Source organism: Streptomyces sp. NPDC002994 (assembly GCF_040611155.1).
In the GTDB taxonomy this organism is placed as follows: domain Bacteria; phylum Actinomycetota; class Actinomycetes; order Streptomycetales; family Streptomycetaceae; genus Streptomyces.
In genome coordinates this window covers 1-23,977 of record NZ_JBEXNQ010000046.1, presented here as the reverse complement: position 1 = coordinate 23,977, position 23,977 = coordinate 1, and the positions used below count along the sequence as shown (strand labels likewise).

Sequence of the window (23,977 nt, the reverse complement as noted above, 5' to 3'; positions counted from 1 at the left end):
CGGTCACGACCCGGGGCAGGTACCGCGTCAGGTCTCGGCCGGCGTCCCGGGTGGCGCATCGGGGCGCGTCCGGGTGGTGTCCCGGATCACGGCCGGGTTACGACGCGGGGCGCGCCGGCGTCATGCCCGTCACGCCTGTCACGCCTGTCACGCCCGTTATGCCTCCGTCAGGTACCGCTGGAGCGTCGGGGCCACCATCTCGATGATCCGCTCCGGATCCGCCGAAGCCAGCGGCTCCGCCTTGATCACGTAGCGCAGAATCGCGATCCCGACCATGTGCGAGGCCGCGAGCTCCGCCCGGAATGTCGGGTCCGGTACGTCGAGCTCGGCCGCCACCCGCTCCAGCAGCCGGCGCAGCACGAACGTACGCAGAACCTTGGCCGCTGTCTCGTTCGTCAGCGCCGACCGTACGACCGCGAGCAGCGGGGCCCTGGTCGCCGGGTTTTCCCATACGCCGATGAAATAGCGGGCCAGCCGCTCGCCGATGCCGTCCGTGCCGCCCTGGCCGAGGACCGCGGGCACCGCCGTCGCCGGCTCGAAGGACATCTCGATGGCAGCCGCGAAGACGTCGTCCTTCGTACCGAAGTAGTGGTGGACGAGCGCCGCGTCGACTCCCGCCGCCTTCGCGATGCCGCGCATGGAGGTCTTGTCGTAGCCGCGCTCCGCGAATTCGTCGCGGGCCGACTGGAGGATGCGCTCGCGGGCGCCCGGGCCGGCGTCCTGGGGCGAGCGGCGCGGGCGGCCTCGGCGGCGGGGCTCGGAGGCGGGCTCCTGCGACGTACCGCTGTCGCTCACTGCTGCGAGACCCGGGACGCAAGGTGCAGCCGGGTGAAGGCCAGGGCCTCCGCGAGGTCGGCCTCGCGTTCGGCGGACGACATGGCCCGCCGCGTATTGACCTCGATGACGACATGGCCGTCGAAGCCGCTGAGCGCGAGGCGCTCCAGGAGCTCGGCGCAGGGCTGGTTTCCGCGCCCGGGGACGAGGTGCTCGTCCTTCGCCGAACCCTTTCCGTCCGCGAGGTGGACGTGCCCGAGCCGGTCGCCCATCCGGTCGACCATGGCCATGGTGTCGGTGCGGGCGGTCGCGGTGTGGGAGAGGTCGACGGTGAAGTGCCGGTAGTCGTCCTTGGTGACGTCCCACTCGGGGGCATACGCCAGCATCTCGCGGTCCTTGTAGCGCCACGGATACATGTTCTCGACGGCGAACCTGACGTCGGTCTCGTCCGCCATCCGCCAGATTCCGTTCACGAAGTCCCGGGCGTACTGCCGCTGCCAGCGAAAGGGCGGGTGTACGACCACGGCCGACGCACCGAGCTTCTCGGCGGCCGCCTGCGCGCGCCGCAGTTTCGTCCACGGGTCGGTGGTCCACACGCGCTGGGTGATCAGCAGACAGGGTGCGTGAACGGCCAGGACGGGGACGCCGTGGTAGTCGGAGAGTCTGCGCAGCGCCTCGATGTCCTGGCTGACGGGGTCCGTCCACACCATGACCTCGACGCCGTCGTAGCCGAGGCGTGCGGCGATCTCGAAGGCCGTCGCCGTCGACTCCGGATACACGGAGGCCGTGGACAGCGCGACCTTCGCATCAGGGATGCGCACCACTGGTTCTGCCACGAGGGACAGCGTACGGGCCGTCGCGGGGTGGGCGTCAGGCGGTCGGCAGGTGATCCAGGCGGCGCAGGATGACGCCTTCGCGCAGTGCCCACGGGCAGACCTCCAGCGTCTCCACACCGAAAAGGTCCATCGCGCCCTCCGCCACCAGGGCTCCTGCCAGCAGTTGCGCGGCGCGGCCGTCCGAGACACCGGGGAGGCCGGCGCGCTGGGCTGCCGGCATCGCGGCGAGCTTGGGCACCCACTCCTCCAGCGACTTGCGACTGAGCTCACGTTGTACGTACAGCCCTTCGGCGGAGCGGGCCGCGCCCGCGATTCTCGCCAGCTGCCGGAAGGTCTTGGAGGTGGCGACGACGTGGTCGGGGCTGCCGAAGCGGGCGAATTCGCCGACCGTACGGGCTATCTCGGCCCGTACGTGACGGCGCAGCGCCTTCACGTCCTGCGGGTCAGGCGGGTCGCCCGGCAGCCAGCCGGCGGTGAGGCGGCCCGCGCCGAGGGGGAGCGACACGGCGGCGTCGGGCTCCTCGTCCATGCCGTACGCGATCTCCAGGGAGCCGCCGCCGATGTCGAGGACCAAGAGCTTGCCGGCCGACCAGCCGAACCAGCGGCGGGCGGCGAGGAAGGTCAGCCGCGCCTCCTCGGCGCCGGTCAGCACCTGGAGGTCGACGCCGGTCTCGCTCTTCACCCGGGCCAGCACATCGTCGGCGTTGGTGGCCTCGCGCACGGCGGAGGTCGCGAACGGCAGGACGTCCTCGCATCCCTTGTCCTCGGCTGCCTGGAGCGCGTCGCCGATCGTGGCCACGAGGCGGTCGACGCCCTCGGCGCCGATGGCCCCGTCCGCGTCGAGGAGCTCGGCGAGGCGAAGCTCGGCCTTGTGCGAGTGGGCGGGCAGGGGGCGGGCGCCGGGGTGCGCGTCGACCACCAGCAGATGAACCGTGTTCGAACCCACGTCGAGGACTCCGAGTCTCATATGCGGAACGCTACTGCGGCGGCGCGCTTACCCTTGGCCCCGTGTCCAAGACGAAAAAGGCGAAGCCGGGCAAAGCCGTGAAACCGCCGAAGACAACTCCGCCGCTCCCTCCTGCCCAGGACGAGAAGGGCGGGCTCGATTTCGCCCGCGCCTGGGTGGAGTTCCCCGACCCCGCCGACGACGAGCAGGTTTTCCGCTGCGACCTGACGTGGCTGACGTCACGTTGGAGCTGCATCTTCGGGAGCGGCTGCCAGGGGATCGAGGCGGGGCGCGCCGACGACGGCTGCTGCACCCTCGGTGCGCATTTTTCGGATGAGGACGACGAGAAGCGGGTCGCGGGGCATGTGGCTCGCCTCACCCCTGACGTGTGGCAGTTCCACGATGTCGGTACGGAGTCGGGCTGGACCCAGACCGACGACGACGGCGAACGCCAGACGCGCCGGTGGGACGGCTCCTGCATCTTCCAGAACCGGCCCGGGTTCGCGGGCGGCGCGGGCTGCTCGCTGCACATCCTGGCGCTGAAGGAGGGCAAGGAGCCGCTGGAGACGAAGCCGGACGTCTGCTGGCAGCTGCCGGTGCGGCGGACGTACGACTGGATCGACCGGCCCGACGACACGCGCGTGCTGCAGATCTCGATCGGCGAGTACGACCGGCGGGGCTGGGGTCCTGGGGGGCATGACCTGCACTGGTGGTGCACGTCTGCGACGTCTGCGCATGGTGCGGGGGATCCGGTGTACGTGACGTATCGGCCGGAGCTGACGGAGCTGATGGGGAAGGCGGCGTACGACCGGCTGGTGGAGCTGTGCGAGGAGCGACTGTCGTCGCTGCTTCCCATGGCGCCGCATCCGGCGGATCCGGCCCCGTCCGCGTAGGGCGCGGGCTGGAGGCGGGTGGGCCGCTGCGCGGGGCTTTCCCCGACCCGCCCCTTCCCGAACTGGGGCAAGCCCCAGCCCCCAGACCACTACAGACGCCCTTCGGGCGTGTCCTCAAACGCCGGACGGGCTGGATTTGCCGCTTGCGGCAGCTCTCAGCCCCTCCGGCGTTTGAGGAGCGGGGTCTGGGGCGGAGCCCCAGGGCCCCCGCCTACGGCGCCGGTGAGGTCGCTTCTGTCGGGGTCGGGTCCGAGGACGGGGGCGGGGTCGTCGGCTCTGTCGGGGTCGGGTCCGGGGACGGCGGTGGCGTCGACTCTGTGGGGGTCGGGTCCGGGGACGTCGGCGGCGGCGTCGGGTCCGGGGACGGCGGTGGCGGCGGCGTCGACGGCCGCGGGTCCGGGTTCGAGGGGGGCGATGTGGGCCGGCCGTGGCCCCGCACCGCGATCACCGCACCCGTCGGGTCCACCCCGATACGCGCGCGCCACGCCCCCGCCGGCTCCCGTTCGTGATCCACGGACACGTACAGAGTGAGCGACCGGCCGGGATCGAGCGTGCCCGACGTCTGGCTCAGGTAGAGCCAGGGCGCGTTCGTCCACGCCGACCAGGACACCGGCGAGTCACCCGTCGCGGTCAGGGTGAGGACCGTCGTGCTGCCCGCGGATCTCGCCTCCACCGTCAGCCGCCCCGCCCCGGCCTCCCCGGGCCGGCCCGGCATCGACGTACCGCCGCTGACGACCTCAACCGACACGTCAGGTGACCGGCCGCCCACCGTGAAGTCGGGTTCGGGAGTGGTGCGGGCGTTGCCCGTGTTTTCGTACGCCGGCCCGCCGGGGCCTCCAGGGCCGTTGTGCTCGCCGCCGCCGAGGCCTTCCGGATCGTCCGCCTCGCTCGCGGTGACCGACGCGCCGCCGTGGCTCTCGCCGGTGAGCGGTGCGCCCCGGTACGCCGCCCAGAGCGCGAACACGGGGGCGGCGACGACGGTCGCGACGACCGTCGTCGTGACCGCCCTGGTCCGCAGCCGGTCACGCCGCGCGGCATGGTCCTTGGGGTCCAGCGGGAAGCCGTCGCGGTCGAAGCGGGGCGCACCCGCGCGCGCCCGCGGGACGTTCGCCATCGCCGCGTACGCCGCCGCGCGCGGCGCCCCGACCACCGGCAGCGTGGCCGGCGCCGCGACCGTACCCGGCCAGGGCCCGCCGGCCCCGGTCCGCTCGGCGAAGCGCCGACAGCGCGGGCAGTCGTCGACATGCCGTACGAGCTCGTGGCGCAGGGCCGCGCCGAGCAGCACCTGGTTGTCGCCGGTCAGCCGGGCGACGATCGGGCAGCTGCCGCTCTCCACGACGGCGAGCGCGGCCCGGGTCCGCTCCACCTCGCAGGCCGCGGCGGCGAGAAGTTCGCGGGCGGCGGGGTAGCCCATGCCCAGGACGGCGGCGACCTCGCGCGGGCCCAGCCCGTGGCGTACCGCGAGCTCCAGCGACTCACGCTGCTCGGGGGTGGTGCCGGCCGCCTCGGGCCACGCCAGGAGGGCCAGTTCGCGCTGTCGGCGTACGGCGGTCTCATCCGGTACGGCCGCGGCGCTCACCGGGTCGGGGGCGTGGGCGCGGTGGCCGCCGTGCGCCCCCTGCCTGCGCCGCTTCTGCTCCGCGACCCGGCGCAGGCACGCCCACCGCGCCAGCGCGTACAGCCAGGCCTTGCGCTCCGGCTCGCGGGACGGGCAACGTCCGTGCTGCCGCTCGGCGATCGCGAGTACGTCACCGAGCACCGCCGTCGCCGCGTCGTGGTCGCAGAGCACGGACAGGCAGTAGGTGAACAGGCCGTCCAGGTACGGCTCGTACCGGGTCGGCGGGGCCTGTGGACTCGGGGGGGCCTGCGCGAGCGTGGGCCGGGGCGCACGGCTTTGCGCCCGGTGTGCGCCGGTGGTGTGCGTAGGGGGCTCCAGCCTGCTGCTTGTCACCCGGCGACCGTAGGCAGAGGAGGCACGTCACTTCGTACCCCTTGAGCACTTTTAACCCGTACGGGTGAACACTTCCCTCAAAAGGGGACAGGAACCGGGGATTCCGGCCGTGGCGAACGGGTGGCGGACGAGTGGCGAACGACTGTCAGAGCCTGCCTGTACGGTCACCACCATGGCTGCCCGTACATCTCGTTCATCCGCCAAGGACCGGCCGTCCTACCGCTGCACCGAATGCGGGTGGACGACCGCCAAATGGCTCGGCCGCTGCCCCGAATGCCAGGCCTGGGGGACGATCGAGGAAACCGGCGCGCCCGCCGTACGGACGACAGCGGCCGGCCGGGTGAGCACCGCCGCGCTCCCCATCGGCCAGGTCGACGGCCGCACCGCCACCGCCCGCTCCACCGGCGTCGACGAGCTGGACCGTGTCCTCGGCGGCGGTCTGGTCCCCGGCGCCGTCGTGCTGCTCGCAGGCGAGCCCGGCGTCGGCAAGTCGACGCTGCTGCTGGACGTCGCCGCGAAGGCGGCCAGCGAAGACCACCGCACGCTGTACGTCACGGCCGAGGAGTCCGCGAGCCAGGTGCGGCTGCGGGCCGACCGGATCGGCGCGCTCAACGATCATCTTTATCTCACCGCCGAGACCGACCTGTCCGCCGTCCTCGGGCACCTCGACGCCGTGAAGCCGTCTCTTCTCGTGCTCGACTCCGTCCAGACCGTCGCGTCGCCCGAGATCGACGGCGCGCCGGGCGGCATGGCCCAGGTCCGCGAGGTCGCGGGCGCGCTCATCAGGGCCTCCAAGGAGCGCGCCATGTCGACGCTCCTGGTCGGGCACGTCACGAAGGACGGCGCCATCGCGGGGCCGCGCCTGCTGGAGCACCTGGTCGACGTCGTGCTGTCCTTCGAGGGCGACCGGCACGCGCGCCTGCGGCTCGTACGGGGAGTCAAGAACCGTTACGGCGCGACCGACGAGGTCGGCTGCTTCGAGCTGCACGACGAAGGCATCACCGGCCTTGCCGATCCCTCCGGTCTCTTCCTCACGCGGCGTGCCGAGGCTGTCCCGGGGACCTGCCTGACCGTCACGCTCGAAGGGCGCCGGCCGCTCGTCGCGGAAGTGCAGGCGCTGACGGTCGACTCGCAGATTCCGTCCCCCCGGCGCACCACATCGGGCCTGGAGACCTCGCGCGTGTCGATGATGCTCGCCGTGCTGGAGCAGCGCGGCCGCATCACCGCCCTCGGCAAGCGCGACATCTACAGCGCGACGGTGGGCGGCGTGAAGCTCACCGAGCCCGCCGCCGACCTGGCCATCGCGCTCGCGCTCGCCAGCGCGGCCAGCGACACCCCGCTGCCGAAGAACCTCGTCGCGATCGGCGAAGTGGGCCTCGCGGGAGAGGTCAGACGGGTCACCGGTGTCCAGCGCAGGCTCGCCGAGGCGCACCGTCTCGGCTTCACGCACGCCCTGGTCCCGACCGACCCGGGGAAGGTCCCGGCCGGCATGAAGGTCATCGAAGTGGCCGACATGGGAGACGCCCTCAGGGTCCTTCCGCGGCGCTCTCGTGCACAGGCCCCACAAGGTGAGGAACAGCGCCGGTAGACTTTGCCCTGGTCTCGCCCACCCGTACGAGTACGCGAGGCGAAGTTCAGTGCCCCAAGGGCACCGCAACCGTGTGACCGGAGGAGTGCAGTGGCAGCCATCGACCGGGCAGCAGCATCCGGAAAGTCCGGCGGAGGCTCGGGCACCGAAGCGCTGATGCGCGCCTCGCTGAGCGCTGTCGCGCCCGGCAAGGGACTGCGCGACGGCCTGGAGCGCATCCTCCGCGGCAACACCGGCGGTCTTATCGTCCTCGGTATGGACAAAACCGTCGAATCCATGTGTACCGGCGGTTTCGTACTGGATGTGGAGTTCACCGCGACCAGACTCCGCGAGCTGTGCAAGCTCGACGGCGCGCTGATCCTCGACAAGGACATCACCAAGATCCTGCGGGCCGGTGTCCAGCTCGTACCGGACGCGTCGATCCCGACGGAGGAGACCGGCACCCGCCACCGCACGGCGGACCGCGTCTCCAAGCAGTGCAACTTCCCGGTCGTCTCGGTGTCGCAGTCCATGCGACTGATCGCGCTGTACGTCGACGGGGAGCGCCGCGTCCTGGAGGAGTCGGCGACGATCCTGTCCCGCGCGAACCAGGCCCTGGCCACCCTGGAGCGCTACAAGCTCCGCCTCGACGAGGTCGCGGGCACGCTGTCCGCGCTGGAGATCGAGGACCTGGTGACGGTCCGGGACGTGACGGCGGTGGCGCAGCGCCTGGAGATGGTGCGGCGTATCGCCACCGAGATCGCCGAGTACGTGGTGGAGCTGGGCACCGATGGACGCCTTCTCTCCCTCCAGCTCGACGAGTTGATCGCGGGTGTCGAGCCGGAGCGCGAGCTGGTCGTACGGGACTACGTGCCGGAGCCGACGGCGAAGCGTTCCCGCACGGTCGACGAGGCGCTGACCGAGCTGGACGCGCTGCCCCACTCGGAGCTGCTCGAACTGCCCGTGGTCGCACGGGCGCTGGGGTACAGCGGCTCGCCCGAGACGCTGGACGCGGCGGTCTCGCCGCGTGGCTACCGGCTGCTGGCCAAGGTGCCGCGCCTGCCGGGCGCGATCATCGAGCGGCTCGTCGAGCACTTCGGCGGCCTGCAGAAGCTGCTTGCCGCGAGCGTCGACGACCTGCAGACGGTCGACGGCGTCGGGGAGGCACGGGCGCGGTCGGTGCGCGAGGGGCTGTCCCGGCTGGCGGAGTCGTCGATCCTGGAACGCTACGTCTGAGGGCGCGACGGTCCGGTCCGCAGGACCGGGGCGCAGGACCGGGACCGGCCCTCTGCGCTAGTCCTTCTTCAGGGTGAACGTCGCCGGGGACTTCGCGCCCGGCATCTCCAGCAGGTAGGTGCCCTCGCCGACGGACGCCTCGGACGGCGTCTCGCACTTCGGCTCGCTCTGCTTGAGGTCCCATTCGACGGTGTGCTTGATGGTGCTGTGCGCGGGGACGCGGAGCAGCATGCTGCCGGGTGCCTGCGGGCAGTCCTTCGAGGACCACACCGTCTTGTTGTCGTCGTCGGTGATCGTGAGCACGGCGGCCTTCGGCCCGAAGTCGACCTTGCAGGCGGCGCCCGACACGTTCTCCGCGATCAGCTCGAACTTGGGCTTCTCGCCGGGCTCGTACTCGTTCTTGACGCTGCGCAGGGACAACTCCACCGTGGACGCGTTGCAGTTGGGGAGGCTGGAGCCGGCCGGTACGCGCTGACCGCCACCGCCGCCACTGCCGCCGAAGCCACTGCCGCCGCCCGCTCCCGCGCCGCCGTCTTCGCCGGAACCGTCGCCGCCGCCGTCACCCGCGCCGCCGCTGCCTGTGGCGCCGTCACCGCCGCTGCCCGGGTCCGTACCGGCATCGCCGCCGTCCTCGCCACCGCCACCGCCGCCGTCACCGTCGCTGCTGCCGCTTCCGCCGTTGTCGGCGCCTCCGCTGTCCGCGCCGCCCGGCTCGTCCCGGCCGCCCGGGTCCTCGGTGATGGCTGGGCCCGACGAGTCCGGTCCGGGGGTGATGGTGGACGGCGCGGGTGTGGCGCCGCTGTGGGCGCCGTCGTTCTTGTCGCCCTTGCCGCCCGCGGACATGACGATCCATAGGATCACCAGTGCGAGCAGCACCAGCAGGGACAGCGCGACTGCCCTCCGGCGCCAGTAAATGGAGGAGGGAAGCGGCCCGACTGGATTGCGCATAGATCCCACGGCGCAAACTGTACGAGAGATCGCGGCCAACTCCTGCCCCACCCGCCGCCTCAGCCCCCAACTTTCCACGATCATCATTCCGCACCGCCGCGGTCCGCCCCTGTCTTTCGTCGGGTCCGGCGCCCGACGATCGCCCCATGTGACGGCCGGGCGGCCGTCCCGGAAGCGGATTCTGAAGTGGTCTGCCGATACGAAGAGTTCGCCGCGCGCGCGGTGGTAGCGGCCGAGCCTCGTCCGGCCACGCGCAGAAACATGTCAGGATCGGTAGTGCCATGACTGCGACAAGCGAGATCACCACGAACGCGACCGACGCCGCCGCCACCGCGGCCCTCCATTCCCCCGTCATCGCGTGGTTCGACGCGAACGCCCGCGACCTCCCCTGGCGCCGTCCCGAAGCGGGCGCCTGGGCCGTGATGGTCAGCGAGTTCATGCTCCAGCAGACGCCGGTCAGCCGGGTCCTGCCGGTGTACGAGCAGTGGATGCGACGCTGGCCGCGCCCCGCCGACCTGGCCGCCGACGCCCCCGGTGAAGCGGTCCGCGCCTGGGGCAGGCTCGGCTATCCGCGCCGCGCGCTGCGGCTGCACGGCGCGGCCGTGGCGATAAGGGACCGGCACAACGGCGACGTACCGAGCGACCACGGCCAGCTCCTGGCCCTGCCCGGGATCGGCGAGTACACGGCCGCGGCCGTCGCCTCCTTCGCGTTCGGACAGCGGCACCCGGTCCTCGACACGAACGTCCGGCGTGTCTTCGCCCGTACGGTCACCGGCATCCAGTACCCGCCGAACGCCACCACCGCCGCCGAGCGCAGGCTCGCCCGCTCCCTCCTCCCCGGCGACGAGGCGCGGGCGGCCCGCTGGGCGGCCGCCTCCATGGAGCTGGGCGCGCTCGTGTGCACCGCGAAGAGCCCGGAGTGCGGGCGCTGCCCGGTCTCGGAGCAGTGCGCGTGGCGGCTGGCGGGCAAACCGGCACACGTCGGGGCGCCGCGGCGCGGTCAGACGTACGCCGGTACGGACCGCCAGGTGCGCGGCAAGCTCCTCGCCGTCCTCAGGGACGCGGTCGATCCGGTGCCGCAGGCGGCGCTCGACGCGGTGTGGCACGAGCCGGTGCAACGGGCGCGGGCGCTGGACGGGCTGGTCGCCGACGGGCTCGTGGAGCCCCTGGAGAACGGCGTCTACCGGCTTCCTGTGGGATGAGCCGGGGCGAGCTGGGGTGAGCTGGGATGAGCACAGCCTGACCACAACTCCGTTACACAACCGATGGACAGCCGTGCGTTTGCCGACGGCTGACCCGCACAGTGCCGTGACAACGCCTCCGTAGCGTCATCGCCGTAAGCAAGCAGGTCACGGGGTCTGCTTGCCAGTGGACGGAGGCGGTTCTGACATGGCGCACGGCGAGGTGCTCGAATTCGAAGAGTACGTACGCACTCGGCAGGATGCTCTGCTGCGGAGCGCCAGGCGTCTGGTCCCCGATCCGGTGGACGCCCAGGACCTTCTCCAGACCGCGCTGGTACGTACGTACGGCCGCTGGGACGGCATAGCGGACAAGTCCCTGGCCGACGCCTATCTGCGGCGCGTCATGATCAACACGCGGACCGAGTGGTGGCGCGCCCGCAAGCTCGAAGAGGTCCCGACGGAGCAGCTGCCGGACGCGAGCGTCGAGGACGGCACCGAACAGCGTGCGGACCGTGCGCTGCTGATGGACATTCTCGGCGTACTGGCACCCAAGCAGCGCAGCGTAGTCGTGCTGCGACACTGGGAGCAGATGAGCACCGAGGAGACGGCCGCGGCGCTCGGTATGTCGGCAGGTACGGTCAAGAGCACGCTGCACCGGGCGCTGGCCCGTCTCCGGCAGGAGCTGGAGAGCCGCGAACTGGACGCGCACGCCCTGGAGCGTGCGGAGCAGGGTGACGAACGGGGGATGGAGCGTTGCGCGGCCTAGGCAGGGGCGGCAGGTTCTCATGGGCGGCGGGTGGCACGGCGGCGGCCGGCGTCGCCGCCGTCGGCCTGTTCGTGGTGGCGTGCAACGCCGGGGGGACGGGCGCGCGGGACGCGGGTCCGGCGCGTACGGATCCGGTCGCCCGAGCGACTCCTTCGGCGGGCGAGCCGTCGCCGCCCGCCACGAAGCTGGTGAACCCGGTGGCGCTGCTCCGGGGCGATCCGAAGGTCAGCGCCACGGTGAAGCGGGACCTGAAGCCGTGTGTCAAGGACGAGTACCCGGTCGACGCGTCATACGGGAAGCTGACCGGCGGGCCGGCCAATGACGTCGTGGTGAATGTGATGACGTGCGGGGATGCCGTGGGCATCGGGACGTACGTGTACCGGGAGGACGGGGGCGCGTACGAGAACGTCTTCGCCGCCGAGGCGCCCGCGGTGTACGCGGAGATCGACCGCGGGGACCTGGTGCTGACGAAGCCGGTCTACGGGGAGAACGACCCCATGGCGTATCCGTCCGGCGAAGAAGTGATCACGTACCGCTGGGCGGGGAACAAGTTCACCGTGCACGACCAGGTGCACAACGACTTCAGCCGTGCGGTCGGCGGGGACGGCGACGCGGGCGGATCGGACCAGGATCCGCCCGCCCCGTCGGACAACTGAGAGAACTCGAAGAAGTCGAAGAACTGAGAGAACAGAGAGCAGCGGATGGCGGAGACCCATGTCCTGTTCGTGGAGGACGACGACGTCATCCGCGAGGCAACACAGCTCGCGCTGGAGCGCGACGGCTTCGTGGTCACCGCCATGCCCGACGGGCTTTCCGGTCTTGAGGCCTTCCGCCGCGACCAGCCGGACATCGCGCTGCTCGATGTGATGGTGCCCGGCCTGGACGGCGTGAGCCTGTGCCGACGCATCAGGGACGAGTCGACGGTGCCGGTGATCATGCTGTCGGCGCGGGCCGACTCGATCGACGTCGTACTGGGCCTGGAGGCGGGGGCCGACGACTACGTGACGAAGCCTTTCGACGGTGCGGTACTCGTGGCCCGTATCCGCGCGGTGCTGCGCCGCTTCGGGCATGCGGGCCGGGCGGCCGGCGGGACGTACGACGACGGTGCGGGGCCGGAGGGCGGGCTGCTCGTCTTCGGTGACTTGGAGGTCGACACCGAGGGCATGGAGGTCCGCAAGGGCGGCGTGCCGGTCGGGCTGACGCCGACGGAGATGCGGCTGCTGCTGGAGTTCTCGTCCGCGCCGGGCACGGTGCTGTCGCGCGACAAGCTGCTGGAGCGGGTCTGGGACTACGGGTGGGGCGGGGACACGCGGGTCGTGGACGTCCACGTGCAGCGCCTGCGGACCAAGATCGGCCAGGACCGCATCGAGACGGTCCGGGGCTTCGGCTACAAGTTGAAGGCCTGAGCACCATGCGCCTCGCACTGCGCACCGGCGTCCGCTGGAAGATCAGCATCGCCATCGCCGCCGTCGGCGCTCTCATCGCCATCGCGCTCAGCCTCGTCGTGCACAACTCGGCCCGCGTCTCGATGCTCGACAACGCCCGCGACGTACAGGTGGAGCGCCTGGAGTTCGCCCACCGTTGGTACGAGTCCTCGCGCGAGCCCAAGTTCGGCACCAAGCTCAACGACCCGGCCCTGCCCGAAGAGCTCAAGGCGAGCATGGCGAACGGCCGCCGCGCTACCTACGTCACGGAGCGCCACAACGGTGTGCCCGACGTATGGGCCGCCGCCCCGCTCGGCAACGGCGACGTCCTGTCCCTGCACACCCGGTTCACGGACCGCAGCGTCACGATCATGGACGAACTCGACCGCGCCCTGGTCATCGGCTCGGTCTCGGTCGTCTTCGGCGGCTGCGCGCTCGGCGTGCTGATAGGCGGTCAGCTCTCGCGCCGCCTGCGCAAGGCGGCCACCGCTGCCGGAAAGGTCGCGCAGGGCAATACGGAAGTTCGCGTACGGGATGCCATCGGGGGGCTCGTACGCGACGAGACCGACGAGCTCGCGCGCGCCGTCGACGCCATGACGGACGCGCTCCAGGAGCGGCTGGAAGCGGAACGCCGCGTCACCGCGGACATCGCCCACGAACTGCGCACACCCGTCACCGGCCTGCTCACGGCTGCCGAGCTGCTGCCGCCCGGCCGCCCCAGCGAGCTCGTACGCGACCGGGCCCAGGCGATGCGCACGCTCGTCGAGGACGTGCTGGAGGTCGCGCGGCTCGACAGCGCGGCGGAGCGGGCCGAGCTCCAGGAGATCGCGCTCGGCGAGTTCGTCAGCCGCCGCGTCGCGCTCGTCGACCCCGACGCGGTGGTGCGCGTGGTGCACGAGTCGTGGGTGAACACCGACCCGCGCCGCCTGGAACGCATCCTCGGCAATCTGCTCGGCAACGCCGCCAAGCACGGCAGGGCGCCGTTCGAGGTCACGGTCGAAGGCCGGGTCGTACGGGTCCGGGACCACGGGCCCGGGTTCCCCGAGGCACTGCTGAAGGAGGGGCCGAGCCGGTTCCGTACGGGCAGCAGTGACCGGGCGGGACGCGGGCACGGCCTGGGCCTGACGATCGCGGCCGGCCAGGCCCGCGTCCTCGGGGCGCGCCTCACCTTCCGTAACGCGCACCAGGACGGCGGCGCGATCGCGGTGCTGTGGCTGCCGGAACACGCGCCGACCACCACGGGCAGCTTCCCGGTCGTGCAGCTGCCGGAGCCCGAGCTGCCCGAGCTGCCCGACGTCGGGTCGCGGGCCTAGGGCTGGGCCTAGGGCTGGATCTAGCAGGCCCAGTCCTTCTCCAGGTCAAGGTCGTCGCCCTCCCGGGCCTGGGTGAACGAGAACCAGTTCCCGGAGTCGTCCCGGAAGATCGCCTCTGTGCCGTACGGACGCTCCTGCGGCGGCTGCAGGAACTCGACCCCGCGCGCCTTGAGTGTCTCGTAGTCCCCGTGGACGTCGTCCGTGGCCAGGACACCGGCTCCCAGCACTCCCTTGGAGACGAGCTTCTTGATCGCCTCGGCGGACTCGGGATCCATCGCGGGCGGCCCCGGAGTCATGAGCGTCAGCATGACGTCGGGCTGGTCCTTCGCCCCGACGGTCAGCCAGCGCATCCCGCCCTCGCCGATGGTCATGTCCGTACGGACTTCGAGTCCGAGCTTCTCGGTGTAGAACTCCTTGGCCCGGTCCTGGTCCAGGACCCAGACGGTGGAAATGGCAAGTCCCTTGATCATGGAGAACTCCTCGGAGGGGGGTTCGGGGTGTTTCAGTGCCGCTTTCGGCGCTGCACGGTCACCGTAGGCAGCGGGCGCTTCACCGCGCTTCCTCAGAATTGCGGTCGTTCATCTCGGGGAACGCTCCGGCCCAGAGCATCGCGTAACACCCGGGTATCAGCGCGGCCCCGCGCCGGACGTGCTGGGTGCGGTAGTCGCGCGGCGACAGCCCGGTCTGCTTCTTGAAGCGCGCGGAGAAGGTGCCGAGGCTGGTGAAGCCGACCAGCACGCAGATCTCGGTGACGGACAGATTCGCCGAGCGCAGCATCTCCTCGGCGCGCTCTATGCGTCTGCGTGACAGGTACTGGCCGGGCGTCTCGCCGTACACCGCCTTGAAGGCCCGGATGAAGTGGTACCTCGAATAGCCGGCGTGCGCCGACACCGCGTCCAGGTCGAGCGGCTCGGCCCAGTCGCGGTCCATGGCGTCTTTGGCGAGGCGCAGCTGTCGCAGGTGTGCGAGGTGCGCGGTCACCGGAGTCGTGGTGTCCACGTCTTCGATGCTGACATGCGGCACTGACAACGGCCCCCGGCGCGTGCGCGCAGAGCACGCGTTCCGGGGGCCGTTGGGTGGCGGGAGGTCGTAGGTCGTGGGCTCAGGTGGTTTCCCTGACCTTGGCCCGGCCCGAGCCGGCGGCGTCAGTACCGCGATCGGATCCGGCGCCGGCGTCACCGGCATCGCCGACGTCACCGGCATCGCCGACGCCGGCCGCTCCCTGCGGCCCCGCGCCCCGCAGCGGCACCTCCTTGACGAAGAAGGCCGCCACGAACCCGATCACCGCGATGATCCCGCCCAGCAGGAACGCCGCCTGCGTCCCGGAAGCCACCGCGAACTGGTACGCCTCACGTACCTGGTCCGGCAGTTTCGCCAGGCTCGCCGCGTCGAGCTGCGCCGACTGCTGGGTGGCTGCCGACCCGCCCCGTTCGGCCATCGCGTCCTGGACCTGGCTGGTGAAGAGCGCGCCCATGATCGAGACGCCGAAGGAGCTGCCGAGCGTACGGAAGAGAGTCGTCGACGAGGACGCGACGCCCATGTCCTTCATCTCGACGCTGTTCTGCGCGACGAGCATCGTGATCTGCATCAGGAAGCCCATGCCGGCGCCGAGCACGGCCATGTAGATGCCCGAGGTCAGCCGCGAAGTCCCGGTGTCCATCTGGGCGAGCAGCAGCAGCCCTGCGACCATCAGCCCGCCGCCCAGGATCGGGAAGATCTTGTACTTACCGTTGTTGGTGGTCATCCGGCCCGAGATGAGCGAGACGACCATCATCGACAGCAGCATCGGGAGGAGGAGCAGACCGGAGTTCGTCGCCGAAGCGCCCTGTACGGACTGCTGGAACAGCGGCAGGAACAGCACCGCGCCGAACATCACGAAGCCGGTCAGAAAGCCGATCACCGACATGAGCGTGAAGTTGCGGTTGCGGAAGATGTGCAGCGGCATGATCGGCTCGGCGGCCCTGGACTCGACGAAGAGGAAGCCGACGAGTGAGGCGACACCGACCGCGATGAGCTCCATGATGATGGCCGAGGACCAGGCGTACTCCGTACCGCCCCAGGTCGTGACCAGCACGATCGCCGTGATGCCGACCGTCAGCAGCCCCGCGCCGAGGTAGTCGATCCGCGCCTGCGACCGCTCCTTCTTGGGCAGGTGCAGTACGGCGGTGACCATCGCCAGGGCGACCGCGCCGAGCGGCAGGTTGATGTAGAAGCTCCAGCGCCAGCCCAGGTGGTCGGTGATGGTGCCGCCGACCAGCGGCCCGCCGATCATGGCGAGCGCCATCACGCCGGCCATCATGCCCTGGTACTTGCCGCGCTCACGCGGCGGAATCAGGTCGCCGATGATCGCCATGACGCCGACCATCAGACCGCCGGCGCCGAGCCCCTGAATCGCGCGGAAGCCGATCAGTTGTCCCATGTCCTGGGCCATTCCACTGAGGACCGAGCCGAGGAGGAAGACGACGATGGCGGTGAGGAAGATGCCCTTGCGTCCGTACAGGTCGCCGAGCTTGCCCCAGATCGGGGTGGAGGCGGCGGTGGCCAGGGTGTACGACGTAACGACCCAGGACAGGTGCTCCAAGCCGCCGAGCTCGCCGACGATGGTCGGCATGGCGGTGCCGATGATCATGTTGTCGAGCATGGCGAGCAGCATCGCGATCATCAGCGCGAGCAGCACCACTCGCACACTGCGCGGTTGAGCCGCCGCCCGTTTGCTCTCATCCCCCTGCTGCGTCGCCTTGTTCTGCCGCTTCGCCGCGCCCATGGTCCCCGCTCCCCGGTTACTTACTCGTACTTACTTGCCGCCCGGCAAGTTGACTACACTTGGGGAAGGTAGACCCCTAACTAGCCGGTCGTCAAGTAAGTTAAGTTTTCTTGGGAGAGCAGCGTGTCCAGAGGCAACACTCGTCAGCGCATTCAGGACGTCGCCATGGAGCTCTTCGCCGAGCAGGGCTACGAGAAGACCTCGCTGCGCGAGATCGCCGAGCGGCTCGACGTCACGAAGGCGGCGCTCTACTACCACTTCAAGACCAAGGAAGACATCATCATCAGCCTCTTCCAGGACCTCACCAGGCCCATGGACGAGCTGATCGCCTGGGGGCAGGAGCAGCCGCGCACCCTGGAGACGAAGAAGGAGATCCTGACCCGTTACAGCCTGGCCCTCTCCGCCGCCGCCCCCCTCTTCCGCTTCATGCACGAGAACCAGGCGACGATGCGCGACCTGAGCATCGGGGAGACGTTCAAGGAGCGCATGTTCGTGCTGCTGGAGCTGGTGAAGGACCCGGACGCGGTGCTGACCGACCAGGTCCGCTGCGTCAGCGCGCTTTTCACGATGCACGCGGGGATGTTCGTACTCAGGGACGTCGAAGGCGACCCGGAGGAGAAGCGCAAGGCTGCTCTCGAGGTCGCCATCGATCTGGTGAGCCAGGCACACGGCCAGGCTCCGGGGGGCACGCGCTGACGCGGTCACGCGCCGACGTGGTCACGCGCCGACGCGGTCACGCGCCGACGCGGTCAGCCACTGGCCGAGGTCAGCCACTGCTGAGGTCAGCCACTGACAGAGGTCAGATGCTGACGCCCTCCGCGCGGAGGAACGAGACCGGGTTGATCGCGGTGCCGTAGTTCGGCGTCGTACGGATCTCGAAGTGCAGGTGCGGGCCGCTGGAGTTACCGGTGTTGCCGGAGAGGGCTATGCGCTCGCCCGTCTTCACCGTCTCGCCGGGGGTCACCTGGATCTTCGACAGGTGCGCGTACTGCGAGTACGTGCCGTTGGCGTGCTTGATCACGATCGCGTTGCCGTACGCCGGCCCGTCGCCGCCACCGTTCGGGCCCGCCTTCACGACGGTGCCGCCGTGCACGGCATCGACCGGGGTGCCGACCGGCACCGCGAAGTCCTGACCGGAGTGCTTGCTGGCCCACATGCCGCCGCCCTTGCCGTACGTCGCACTGAGCGAGTACTGCTTGACGGGCTTCTCCCAGGAGGGCGCCTTCTTGGCCTTGGCCTTGGCCTTCTTCGCGGCGGCAGCCTTGGCCTTCGCCGCGGCCTTCTTCACGTCGGCCGCCTTCTTGACGTCGGCAGCGGCCTTCTTCGCACTGTCGGCGGCCTTGGCCTGAACCACGGCCTGCTTCTCGACGGCCGCGGCAGCGGTCCCCTCGGCGGCGAACGCCACGCCCGCCGTGCCGAGCATCATCGACGCGCCGAGCCCGGCGGCCACGACGGCGTTGCGACGGGTACGGACGGACGAGGTGCGGGCGCGGGAGAACATGTCGAACTTCGTCATACGGGGGGAACCTCCAGGCGTGAATGAACCCGGCAGTTCGCCGGGCTGGCTTCACATTGGTAACCCGCGACCCCGCCGCACCCAAAATGGCCTATCTACTACCAAGAGCCGTATTAACACCATCAACTATTCGACTCTTGACTCAATCGCCCAGACGCTCCCGAACTGGCGAAATAAGCCCACTTGGCACAGTTTAACCCCACGCCAGACCGGCACGGAGACGCCCACCACCTAGGATTCCGCCCCCTCCCCCACCCCGGGCCGAAGGTCCTCCCTCCCACCACCGGAAGCCTCCCGCCCCGCACGCTAGAGCCCCACTACTGCGCCTCGTAGACGCCAAAACGCCTGTGCGCCTTGTCACCGCCGGACCCCTCGATACGCTGATCCACTGGACAGCACAGGCCCCGGGGGGACGGCACGTGGATCCCGCAGTAATCGGCATTCGCCTCGCATCGAGCGTGGCCGGACCACTGATCAGGAAGCTCTTCGTGGCGGAGGGGCCGGGCGCCGGCCTGGTGGACAAGCCGGTCCGCCTCTCCGGTTACGTCTCCTTCAAGGGCGAGAAGCGCACTCTTACCCGCACGGACCTGGACAGACTGTCCGCCGAGCTGTGCGGGCAGGCACTGCGCACGGGCGAGCGGCCGGTATCCCCTGACGAGGAGGAGTCCGTCGTACGGGCCCTGGCCACGACGCTGCACTCCTTGGGAGACCTGGCCCTGAGCGACGTAGAGGCGGTCGAGATGGGTCACACGGAGCTCGCGCGCGCCCTGCGCCGCGCGAGCGACAGACCCGAGCGCCACCTGTCGGCGGACGCGACGTACTTCTACGAGCGCCTGCTCGACGCCACCTGCCTGCACATCGTCCACTTCTTCACCCAGCGCTCGACCTTCGTCGCGGCGACCCTGGTGGCACAGAGCCGCCGCCAGGCGGAGCTGATCGCGAAGGTGGACGCCCTCATCGCCCGCAGCCCGCTGCGGGGGGCGGAGGACGTGGCCTTCGAGCGCCGCTATCTGTCCCACATGGCGAGGAAGCACAGCAAGCTGACGATCTTCGGCATCGACCTGAGCAATTCACCGGGGAAGTGGCCGCTGGACGCGGCCTACCTGAGCCTGGAGGCGACGGCGAGCACCGGGGCGAAAACTGGGCCGAGCACCAGGGCCATGCCCGGCCTGCGGGAGCCGTTCTCCGAGGGCGACGGGGGCACCAGGTGGGACGGGCCGATCCACCCTGCCGCCTTCGACTCACACGTCTTCGACTCACACGTCTTCGCAGCACGCCCCGCCGACCAGGCGCTCGCCGACCACGAGCGCGTTCTGCTGCGCGGCGAGGCCGGCTCCGGCAAGACGACACTGGTCCAATGGCTGGCGGTCTCGGCCGCCCGCCAGAACACCGACGACCTCAACGACCTCAACGACCGCGACGACCTCGACGACCTCGACGACCTCGACGCCCCCATGGCGTACCTCCGCAACCGCATCCCCTTCGTACTCCCGCTGCGCACCCTGACCCGCCACGGCGAGCGCCTCCCCGCCCCCAAGGACTTCCTGGCCGCGGTCGGCTCCCCGCTGGCCGGCGAACAGGCCACCGGCTGGGAGTCGCGCGTACTGACGACGGGCCGCGCCCTCGTCCTTGTCGACGGCATCGACGAGATCCCGGACGCCGAGCGCTCCCGCACCCGCGCGTGGCTGAGCGACCTGATCGACACCTACCCCGGCAACCGCTGGCTGGTCACATCCCGCCCCTCGGCCGTACGGGAGGACTGGCTGGCGGACGAGGGCTTCACCGAGCTGACGCTCTCCTCGATGAGCCCGGCCGACGTGGCGGCGTTCATCAAGCGCTGGCACACGGCGGCACGTACCGGCTCGGAGGACGAGGACGCTGCCCTGGTCTCGTACGAGCGGCAGCTCCTCGCGGCGGTACGCGCGAAGGCCGACCTGGGCCGGCTGGCCACCAACCCGCTGATGTGCGGCCTGATCTGCGCCCTGCACCGCGACCGCCGAGGCTTCCTCCCGCTCGGCCGCAAGGACCTCTACACGGCGGCGCTCTCCATGCTGCTGGTACGCCGCGACCGCGAGCGCGACATGGGCGTACCGGAACTGCGCGAAGAGCCGCAGATCCAGCTTCTCCAGCGCCTCGCGTACTGGCTGATCCGCAACGGCCGCACAGAAATGGACCGTGCACGAGCGGAAAGCCTCATCGCCGACACGCTCCCCGCCGTCCCGGAGGTGGCGGCGCTGGGCGACGCGCAGGCGGTCTTCGACCACTTCCTGCACCGGAGCGGTCTGTTGCGCCAGCCTTCGCCGGGAACGGTCGACTTCATCCACCGCACCTTCCAGGACTTCCTCGGCGCGCGTGCCGCCGTCGACGAGGGCGACTTCGGCGTCCTGGTCGGGCACGCGGCGGACGACCAGTGGGAGGACGTCATCCGGATGTCGGTGGCTCACGCGCGGCCGCGAGAGCGCGCGGCGTTCTTCACGGATCTGCTGGCGTACGGCGACAAGCACGCGGACGCTGCGGTACGGACCCGAGTCCACCTCCTCGCGGCAGCCTGCCTGGAAGACGCCGCCGAACTGTCCCCGGCCGTACGTCAGGAAGTCGAGCACCGCGCGGCAGCCCTGATTCCACCGGCGGACACCCGCGCAGCCCGCGAGCTCGCGGCGGCCGGTCCCGTGATCCTGGACCTGCTGCCGGGTCCGGAGGGGCTGGACGAAGACGCAAATGCCGCCTATACCGCCGAACTTGTGGTCATCGCCGCGTCCCATGTGGCATCGGATCGCGCGATCCCGTACCTGGCCCGATTCTGCGAGCACGCGCACCAGCATGTCCGGGCCCAGCTCATCTGGTCCTGGGGCAGATTCGAAACGAAGTCGTACGCCGAAGAGGTCATCGCCCATACCGACCCCACCGACCTGGACTTCACCGTCACAACGGACGACCAGCTCGCAGCCCTGCGCGCACTCGGCACCCGCCCGCGGCTGGATGCGAGGGGGCACCTGTCCGAGGATGCGCTGAGGGCGTACGCGGCCGAGGCCACGCTCACCCACGTTCGCATCCGCGAGAACCCGTCTCTGCGACGTCTGTCTTTCCTGCGTGGCCAGACCAGCCTCTCCAGCCTGGACATCTCCGACTGCCCGCAACTGACGGATCTCACCGGCATTGAAGGGCTCCCACTCGAGACAGTCGTCCTGGCCATGAACGGTGGCGATGGCGATGGCGGTGGCGATGGCGGTGGCGATGGCAATGGCCTCAGCCCCCTCGCATCGCTGGAGGGACTGACACATCTCGCTCTCGCTGGGCACGACACCGCTTGGTCCATGGCGGATCTCCCCTCACCGGCACCCCTCACTTCCCTGCACCTCCGCGACGCAGTCCGCCCAGCCGATGGCCTTCAGGGCCTCTGCAGATACGGCGAGACGCTGGAGAGCCTCCACCTCGGCGCCCAGAGCAGCCCACAGGACGCCGAAGAGTGGGAGGAGATCAGCCGATTGCCCAGGCTGCACGACCTCGCGGCAACTGGAGACTGCCTGGCCCGCGCCCCGCGTGACCTGATCTTGCCCTCGGTCTCTCACGTGGACCTCAACGGTGCACTCCCGGCTTCGTCGCTCGACAGAGTCCCGGAGCTGTTCCCGAACCTCGTGGGCTTCTCGCTCTCTTGGTCGCAGCAGAAAGTCTTTGACGTCAGCTCGCTGGCGACACTGACCGAGCTGCAGTACGTCCAGTTCCCCTTCGGCGCCCATGCCGTGCAGGGCCTGGACCGCCTGCCTGGAAGCACCGAGGTGTACGGGTACTCAGGACCGGTTGACCGGGGTCCGTAACCACAGATCGCTTCTGGGGGTTTCGAGCCGTCCCTGAGCGCTCGAGTGTCGGTGGGCCGTGACGCCGCGTCAAGGGCGCTCCTTCGTCGCGTCGCTGCGCGATGTGCCTACGGCCCACCCTTGACCCGCCGCCCCGGCCCACCGCTAACGCTTATACGGGGACGGCCCAAAGAAAAACGCCCTGCACGCTACCTCCGGGAAGCGGCGCGGGTCGGCTCGGTGGCCGACGGGTGAGTGGCTGGGGCGCATGAGGTCTAGGGGGCGGTGCGGCCCCTGGTTCGGCGGGTGCGGGGACGGCCGCTGGTGCGACATCCCCATTCCCACGCACACAAGCACCCACGCCAGTGGACGGCCAGCCAACCGGCTCGACGTGCGGACTCATGTCGGCGCGGGTGGGGCGCGACAGTTGAATGGGGTGACTCGGGCGGGTGTGGCGTCCACCCCGACCGGTGGCCGGTTGGGCCGCAAGCACGTGGCTGATGTGAGTGGGTGGAGGGGCACCCAGGAGTCGGCGGTCCTGCCGACGGTGCGGGCCGGTCTGAGATGAAACCGGCAGGTCCTAGTTGTCGAACCAGACGACGAGCCGGACGTTCTCGGGACCGTGGCGCCGGGCGAGGGTGCGCATGACCGTCCACACGTCGCCCCAGTTCTCGTCCGGGGACTGCCGGTCGCCGTGTCAGCCGTTCGGTGCCTTCCGACCGGTGTTCGCCGGCTTGTGCGACGGTCTGCTGGTCGGTCCCCGCTTCGTCCCACTCTGCTGCTTCAAGCTCAGCTGAGCTGAGCTGATCCAGGAAGGACTGTGGGCATCGGCGCCCATTGCCCGGAAGGACTTTGTGGCCACCGGCGAAGAGTTGTGCGGGAATCCGCGATTCGCTGCCAATGGCTTGAACCGCGCGCCTCGTACACCGAACAAGCAGCTGAACGCCGAGTAGGACCGACCGTCATAGAGGAAATCCAAGGCCCCGGCCGAGTACCAACTGAGAAAGGCTTCCTCGTCGTCGGGTTCGGGGCTTAGGAACGCGATGAACCCGGGACTTGATGAATCCCAGCGCCCCGTCAGTCCCATTCGTCTCAGCAGTTTCGTTTCCAGTCATCGTGGGCAGCTGGCGGCGTGACGACTGTTCGAGCCGTCGTCCCGAACAGCCGTTGGACAGGAACGCGGTACTCGGTGGACTTGGACACGCGGTTGAGAAGCCCTTTCCGACGCCGTCTGGGTACAAGTCACGCCACGAACTATTGCCCCTGGGGGTTGGTCGTTCCAGCAACACGGTTTCGCGTTCGGAACGCGACTAACCCAACACTTGATGAATCCCATTGCCCCTCCAACCTCACTAGTCCCTGCCGTATCGCTTCCAGCCATCACGGGAGCGTTTCCACCCGCAGGCGGGAAGGTTGGAGAGACTGAACGGACGACGGTTGGGACGACCGGTGCGGCAGGTGCCGCTGGGGTGGCGGGCCATCGGAGTGGCCGGGGGAGCTCGGTTGGCGGCCCCACCGTCGTCGCTGGCAGGGGCTCGGTCGCCTCAACCGACGGATCGCGGCCCTTGAACGCTACTAACCCGGCACTTGATGAGCCTCAACACCCCTCCAACTCCACCCGCCTCAGTCGTATCGCCTCCCACCATCACGGGAGCGTTTCGACCCACACCCATGGCTCGGACACCAGCAACGTGCTTGCGGTTCAACCGGCCACCGGCCGGGGTGGACGCCACACCCGCCCGAGTCCCCCCATTCAACTCGTGCGCCCCGTCTGCGGACCGGCCGGTCCGCAGGTCGACCGGGGAGGTCGGCCGTCCACCAGCGCGGGTGCTCGTGTGCGTGGGAATGGGGATGGTGCACCAACGGCCGTTCCCGCAGTCGCTGAGTCTGGGGCCGCACCGCCCCCTAGACGTGGTGCGCACCGCCCACCGAGCCCGTCGGTCGGCAGCGAAACAGCAGCCACTCCCCGAGCCTTCCCCGTGGGCTCCCCCCGGGGGCCGCCCCCCAGAAGCATTGCGGCGGAGGGCCGGCGGAAGCTCCTATAGACCGTCAAGTGGTGTGGGGCAGG

General features: G+C 70.2%; 19 protein-coding genes. 10 read left to right on the top strand and 9 right to left on the bottom strand.

Translation table 11 applies throughout. The features are described 5' to 3' along the window. Positions 1 to 156: 156 nt before the first annotated feature. From ABZX79_RS36090 to ABZX79_RS36080, 3 genes are read right to left on the bottom strand one after another with little or no spacing between them, the layout of a single operon-like run. The gene (locus ABZX79_RS36090) at positions 157 to 795 is read right to left on the bottom strand and encodes a TetR family transcriptional regulator (RefSeq protein ID WP_355267715.1); all 639 of its coding nucleotides are present in this window, start codon (positions 793 to 795) and stop codon (positions 157 to 159) included. After that, entirely contained in the window at positions 792 to 1,610 is an 819-nt protein-coding gene (locus ABZX79_RS36085) for a sugar phosphate isomerase/epimerase (protein WP_215133646.1), read from the bottom strand. Before ABZX79_RS36085 ends, ABZX79_RS36090 begins: the two co-directional genes overlap by 4 nt. Positions 1,611 to 1,644: 34 nt before the next feature. Further along, on the bottom strand, positions 1,645 to 2,577 hold the full coding sequence (locus ABZX79_RS36080) for a Ppx/GppA phosphatase family protein (protein WP_355267712.1): 933 nt from the start codon (positions 2,575 to 2,577) through the stop codon (positions 1,645 to 1,647). Between the two features lie 41 nt (positions 2,578 to 2,618). On the opposite strand from ABZX79_RS36080, the gene ABZX79_RS36075 reads away from it, so the two are divergent. Next, positions 2,619 to 3,449, top strand: a complete 831-nt coding sequence (locus tag ABZX79_RS36075; RefSeq protein WP_355267709.1) for a hypothetical protein — start codon at positions 2,619 to 2,621, stop codon at positions 3,447 to 3,449. Between the two features lie 211 nt (positions 3,450 to 3,660). On the opposite strand, the gene ABZX79_RS36070 is transcribed toward ABZX79_RS36075, so the two are convergent. Next, complete coding sequence (locus tag ABZX79_RS36070; RefSeq protein WP_355267706.1) at positions 3,661 to 5,400, bottom strand: hypothetical protein; 1,740 nt, start codon at positions 5,398 to 5,400, stop codon at positions 3,661 to 3,663. A 172-nt stretch (positions 5,401 to 5,572) separates the two neighbouring features. Here ABZX79_RS36070 and radA point away from each other — a divergent pair, with 172 nt between their 5' ends. Next, the gene (gene radA, locus ABZX79_RS36065) at positions 5,573 to 6,988 is read left to right on the top strand and encodes a DNA repair protein RadA (RefSeq protein ID WP_355267703.1); all 1,416 of its coding nucleotides are present in this window, start codon (positions 5,573 to 5,575) and stop codon (positions 6,986 to 6,988) included. Between the two features lie 90 nt (positions 6,989 to 7,078). Continuing rightward, positions 7,079 to 8,203 carry a DNA integrity scanning diadenylate cyclase DisA gene (gene disA, locus ABZX79_RS36060; protein WP_069927610.1) on the top strand — a complete coding sequence of 375 codons (1,125 nt, stop codon included), beginning with the start codon at positions 7,079 to 7,081 and terminating at the stop codon, positions 8,201 to 8,203. Positions 8,204 to 8,260: 57 nt separating this feature from the next. Here the strand turns inward: disA and ABZX79_RS36055 are convergent, their stop codons facing one another. Next, positions 8,261 to 9,160, bottom strand: coding sequence for a hypothetical protein (locus ABZX79_RS36055; protein WP_355267698.1), 900 nt, complete (start codon positions 9,158 to 9,160; stop codon positions 8,261 to 8,263). 272 nt (positions 9,161 to 9,432) lie between these two features. Here ABZX79_RS36055 and ABZX79_RS36050 point away from each other — a divergent pair, with 272 nt between their 5' ends. The 5 genes from ABZX79_RS36050 (at position 9,433) to cseC (ending at position 13,835) form a co-directional block, all read left to right on the top strand. Beyond that, on the top strand, positions 9,433 to 10,353 hold the full coding sequence (locus tag ABZX79_RS36050; protein ID WP_355267695.1) for an A/G-specific adenine glycosylase: 921 nt from the start codon (positions 9,433 to 9,435) through the stop codon (positions 10,351 to 10,353). A gap of 187 nt (positions 10,354 to 10,540) precedes the next feature. Next, a complete protein-coding gene (locus ABZX79_RS36045; RefSeq protein WP_028810284.1) occupies positions 10,541 to 11,098 on the top strand; it encodes a SigE family RNA polymerase sigma factor in 558 nt (185 codons plus the stop codon). After that, positions 11,086 to 11,754, top strand: coding sequence for a hypothetical protein (locus ABZX79_RS36040; RefSeq protein ID WP_355267691.1), 669 nt, complete (start codon positions 11,086 to 11,088; stop codon positions 11,752 to 11,754). Before ABZX79_RS36045 ends, ABZX79_RS36040 begins: the two co-directional genes overlap by 13 nt. 45 nt (positions 11,755 to 11,799) lie before the next feature. Beyond that, the gene (gene cseB, locus ABZX79_RS36035; protein ID WP_355267688.1) at positions 11,800 to 12,504 is read left to right on the top strand and encodes a two-component system response regulator CseB; all 705 of its coding nucleotides are present in this window, start codon (positions 11,800 to 11,802) and stop codon (positions 12,502 to 12,504) included. A gap of 5 nt (positions 12,505 to 12,509) precedes the next feature. Continuing rightward, entirely contained in the window at positions 12,510 to 13,835 is a 1,326-nt protein-coding gene (gene cseC, locus ABZX79_RS36030) for a two-component system sensor histidine kinase CseC (RefSeq protein ID WP_355267685.1), read from the top strand. 20 nt (positions 13,836 to 13,855) lie between these two features. Here cseC and ABZX79_RS36025 read toward each other — a convergent pair whose 3' ends face one another. The 3 genes from ABZX79_RS36025 to ABZX79_RS36015 form a co-directional block, all read right to left on the bottom strand. After that, a complete protein-coding gene (locus ABZX79_RS36025) occupies positions 13,856 to 14,305 on the bottom strand; it encodes a VOC family protein (protein ID WP_355267682.1) in 450 nt (149 codons plus the stop codon). Between the two features lie 79 nt (positions 14,306 to 14,384). Then, positions 14,385 to 14,765 carry a helix-turn-helix transcriptional regulator gene (locus tag ABZX79_RS36020; RefSeq protein WP_214980640.1) on the bottom strand — a complete coding sequence of 127 codons (381 nt, stop codon included), beginning with the start codon at positions 14,763 to 14,765 and terminating at the stop codon, positions 14,385 to 14,387. A gap of 172 nt (positions 14,766 to 14,937) precedes the next feature. Beyond that, positions 14,938 to 16,599 carry an MDR family MFS transporter gene (locus tag ABZX79_RS36015; protein ID WP_355267679.1) on the bottom strand — a complete coding sequence of 554 codons (1,662 nt, stop codon included), beginning with the start codon at positions 16,597 to 16,599 and terminating at the stop codon, positions 14,938 to 14,940. 165 nt (positions 16,600 to 16,764) lie between these two features. Between ABZX79_RS36015 and ABZX79_RS36010 the strand changes: the two genes are divergently transcribed. After that, positions 16,765 to 17,295 (top strand): helix-turn-helix domain-containing protein, encoded by a 531-nt coding sequence (locus ABZX79_RS36010; RefSeq protein ID WP_355267747.1) that lies wholly within the window; start codon positions 16,765 to 16,767, stop codon positions 17,293 to 17,295. A 103-nt stretch (positions 17,296 to 17,398) separates the two neighbouring features. Here ABZX79_RS36010 and ABZX79_RS36005 read toward each other — a convergent pair whose 3' ends face one another. Next, positions 17,399 to 18,115 (bottom strand): M23 family metallopeptidase, encoded by a 717-nt coding sequence (locus ABZX79_RS36005; protein WP_355267676.1) that lies wholly within the window; start codon positions 18,113 to 18,115, stop codon positions 17,399 to 17,401. A gap of 419 nt (positions 18,116 to 18,534) precedes the next feature. Here ABZX79_RS36005 and ABZX79_RS36000 point away from each other — a divergent pair, with 419 nt between their 5' ends. Next, the gene (locus ABZX79_RS36000) at positions 18,535 to 21,930 is read left to right on the top strand and encodes an NACHT domain-containing protein (RefSeq protein WP_355267673.1); all 3,396 of its coding nucleotides are present in this window, start codon (positions 18,535 to 18,537) and stop codon (positions 21,928 to 21,930) included. Positions 21,931 to 23,977 lie beyond the last annotated feature (2,047 nt).

Coding starts and splice junctions, on each gene's coding strand:
- ABZX79_RS36080 (WP_355267712.1), bottom strand. CDS start 2,577: ATGAGACTCGGAGTCCTCGACGTGGGTTCGAACACGGTTCATCTGCTG.
- radA (WP_355267703.1), top strand. CDS start 5,573: ATGGCTGCCCGTACATCTCGTTCATCCGCCAAGGACCGGCCGTCCTAC.
- ABZX79_RS36050 (WP_355267695.1), top strand. CDS start 9,433: ATGACTGCGACAAGCGAGATCACCACGAACGCGACCGACGCCGCCGCC.
- ABZX79_RS36045 (WP_028810284.1), top strand. CDS start 10,541: ATGGCGCACGGCGAGGTGCTCGAATTCGAAGAGTACGTACGCACTCGG.
- cseB (WP_355267688.1), top strand. CDS start 11,800: ATGGCGGAGACCCATGTCCTGTTCGTGGAGGACGACGACGTCATCCGC.
- cseC (WP_355267685.1), top strand. CDS start 12,510: ATGCGCCTCGCACTGCGCACCGGCGTCCGCTGGAAGATCAGCATCGCC.
- ABZX79_RS36025 (WP_355267682.1), bottom strand. CDS start 14,305: ATGATCAAGGGACTTGCCATTTCCACCGTCTGGGTCCTGGACCAGGAC.
- ABZX79_RS36020 (WP_214980640.1), bottom strand. CDS start 14,765: ATGGACCGCGACTGGGCCGAGCCGCTCGACCTGGACGCGGTGTCGGCG.
- ABZX79_RS36015 (WP_355267679.1), bottom strand. CDS start 16,599: ATGGGCGCGGCGAAGCGGCAGAACAAGGCGACGCAGCAGGGGGATGAG.
- ABZX79_RS36010 (WP_355267747.1), top strand. CDS start 16,765: ATGGAGCTCTTCGCCGAGCAGGGCTACGAGAAGACCTCGCTGCGCGAG.
- ABZX79_RS36005 (WP_355267676.1), bottom strand. CDS start 18,115: ATGACGAAGTTCGACATGTTCTCCCGCGCCCGCACCTCGTCCGTCCGT.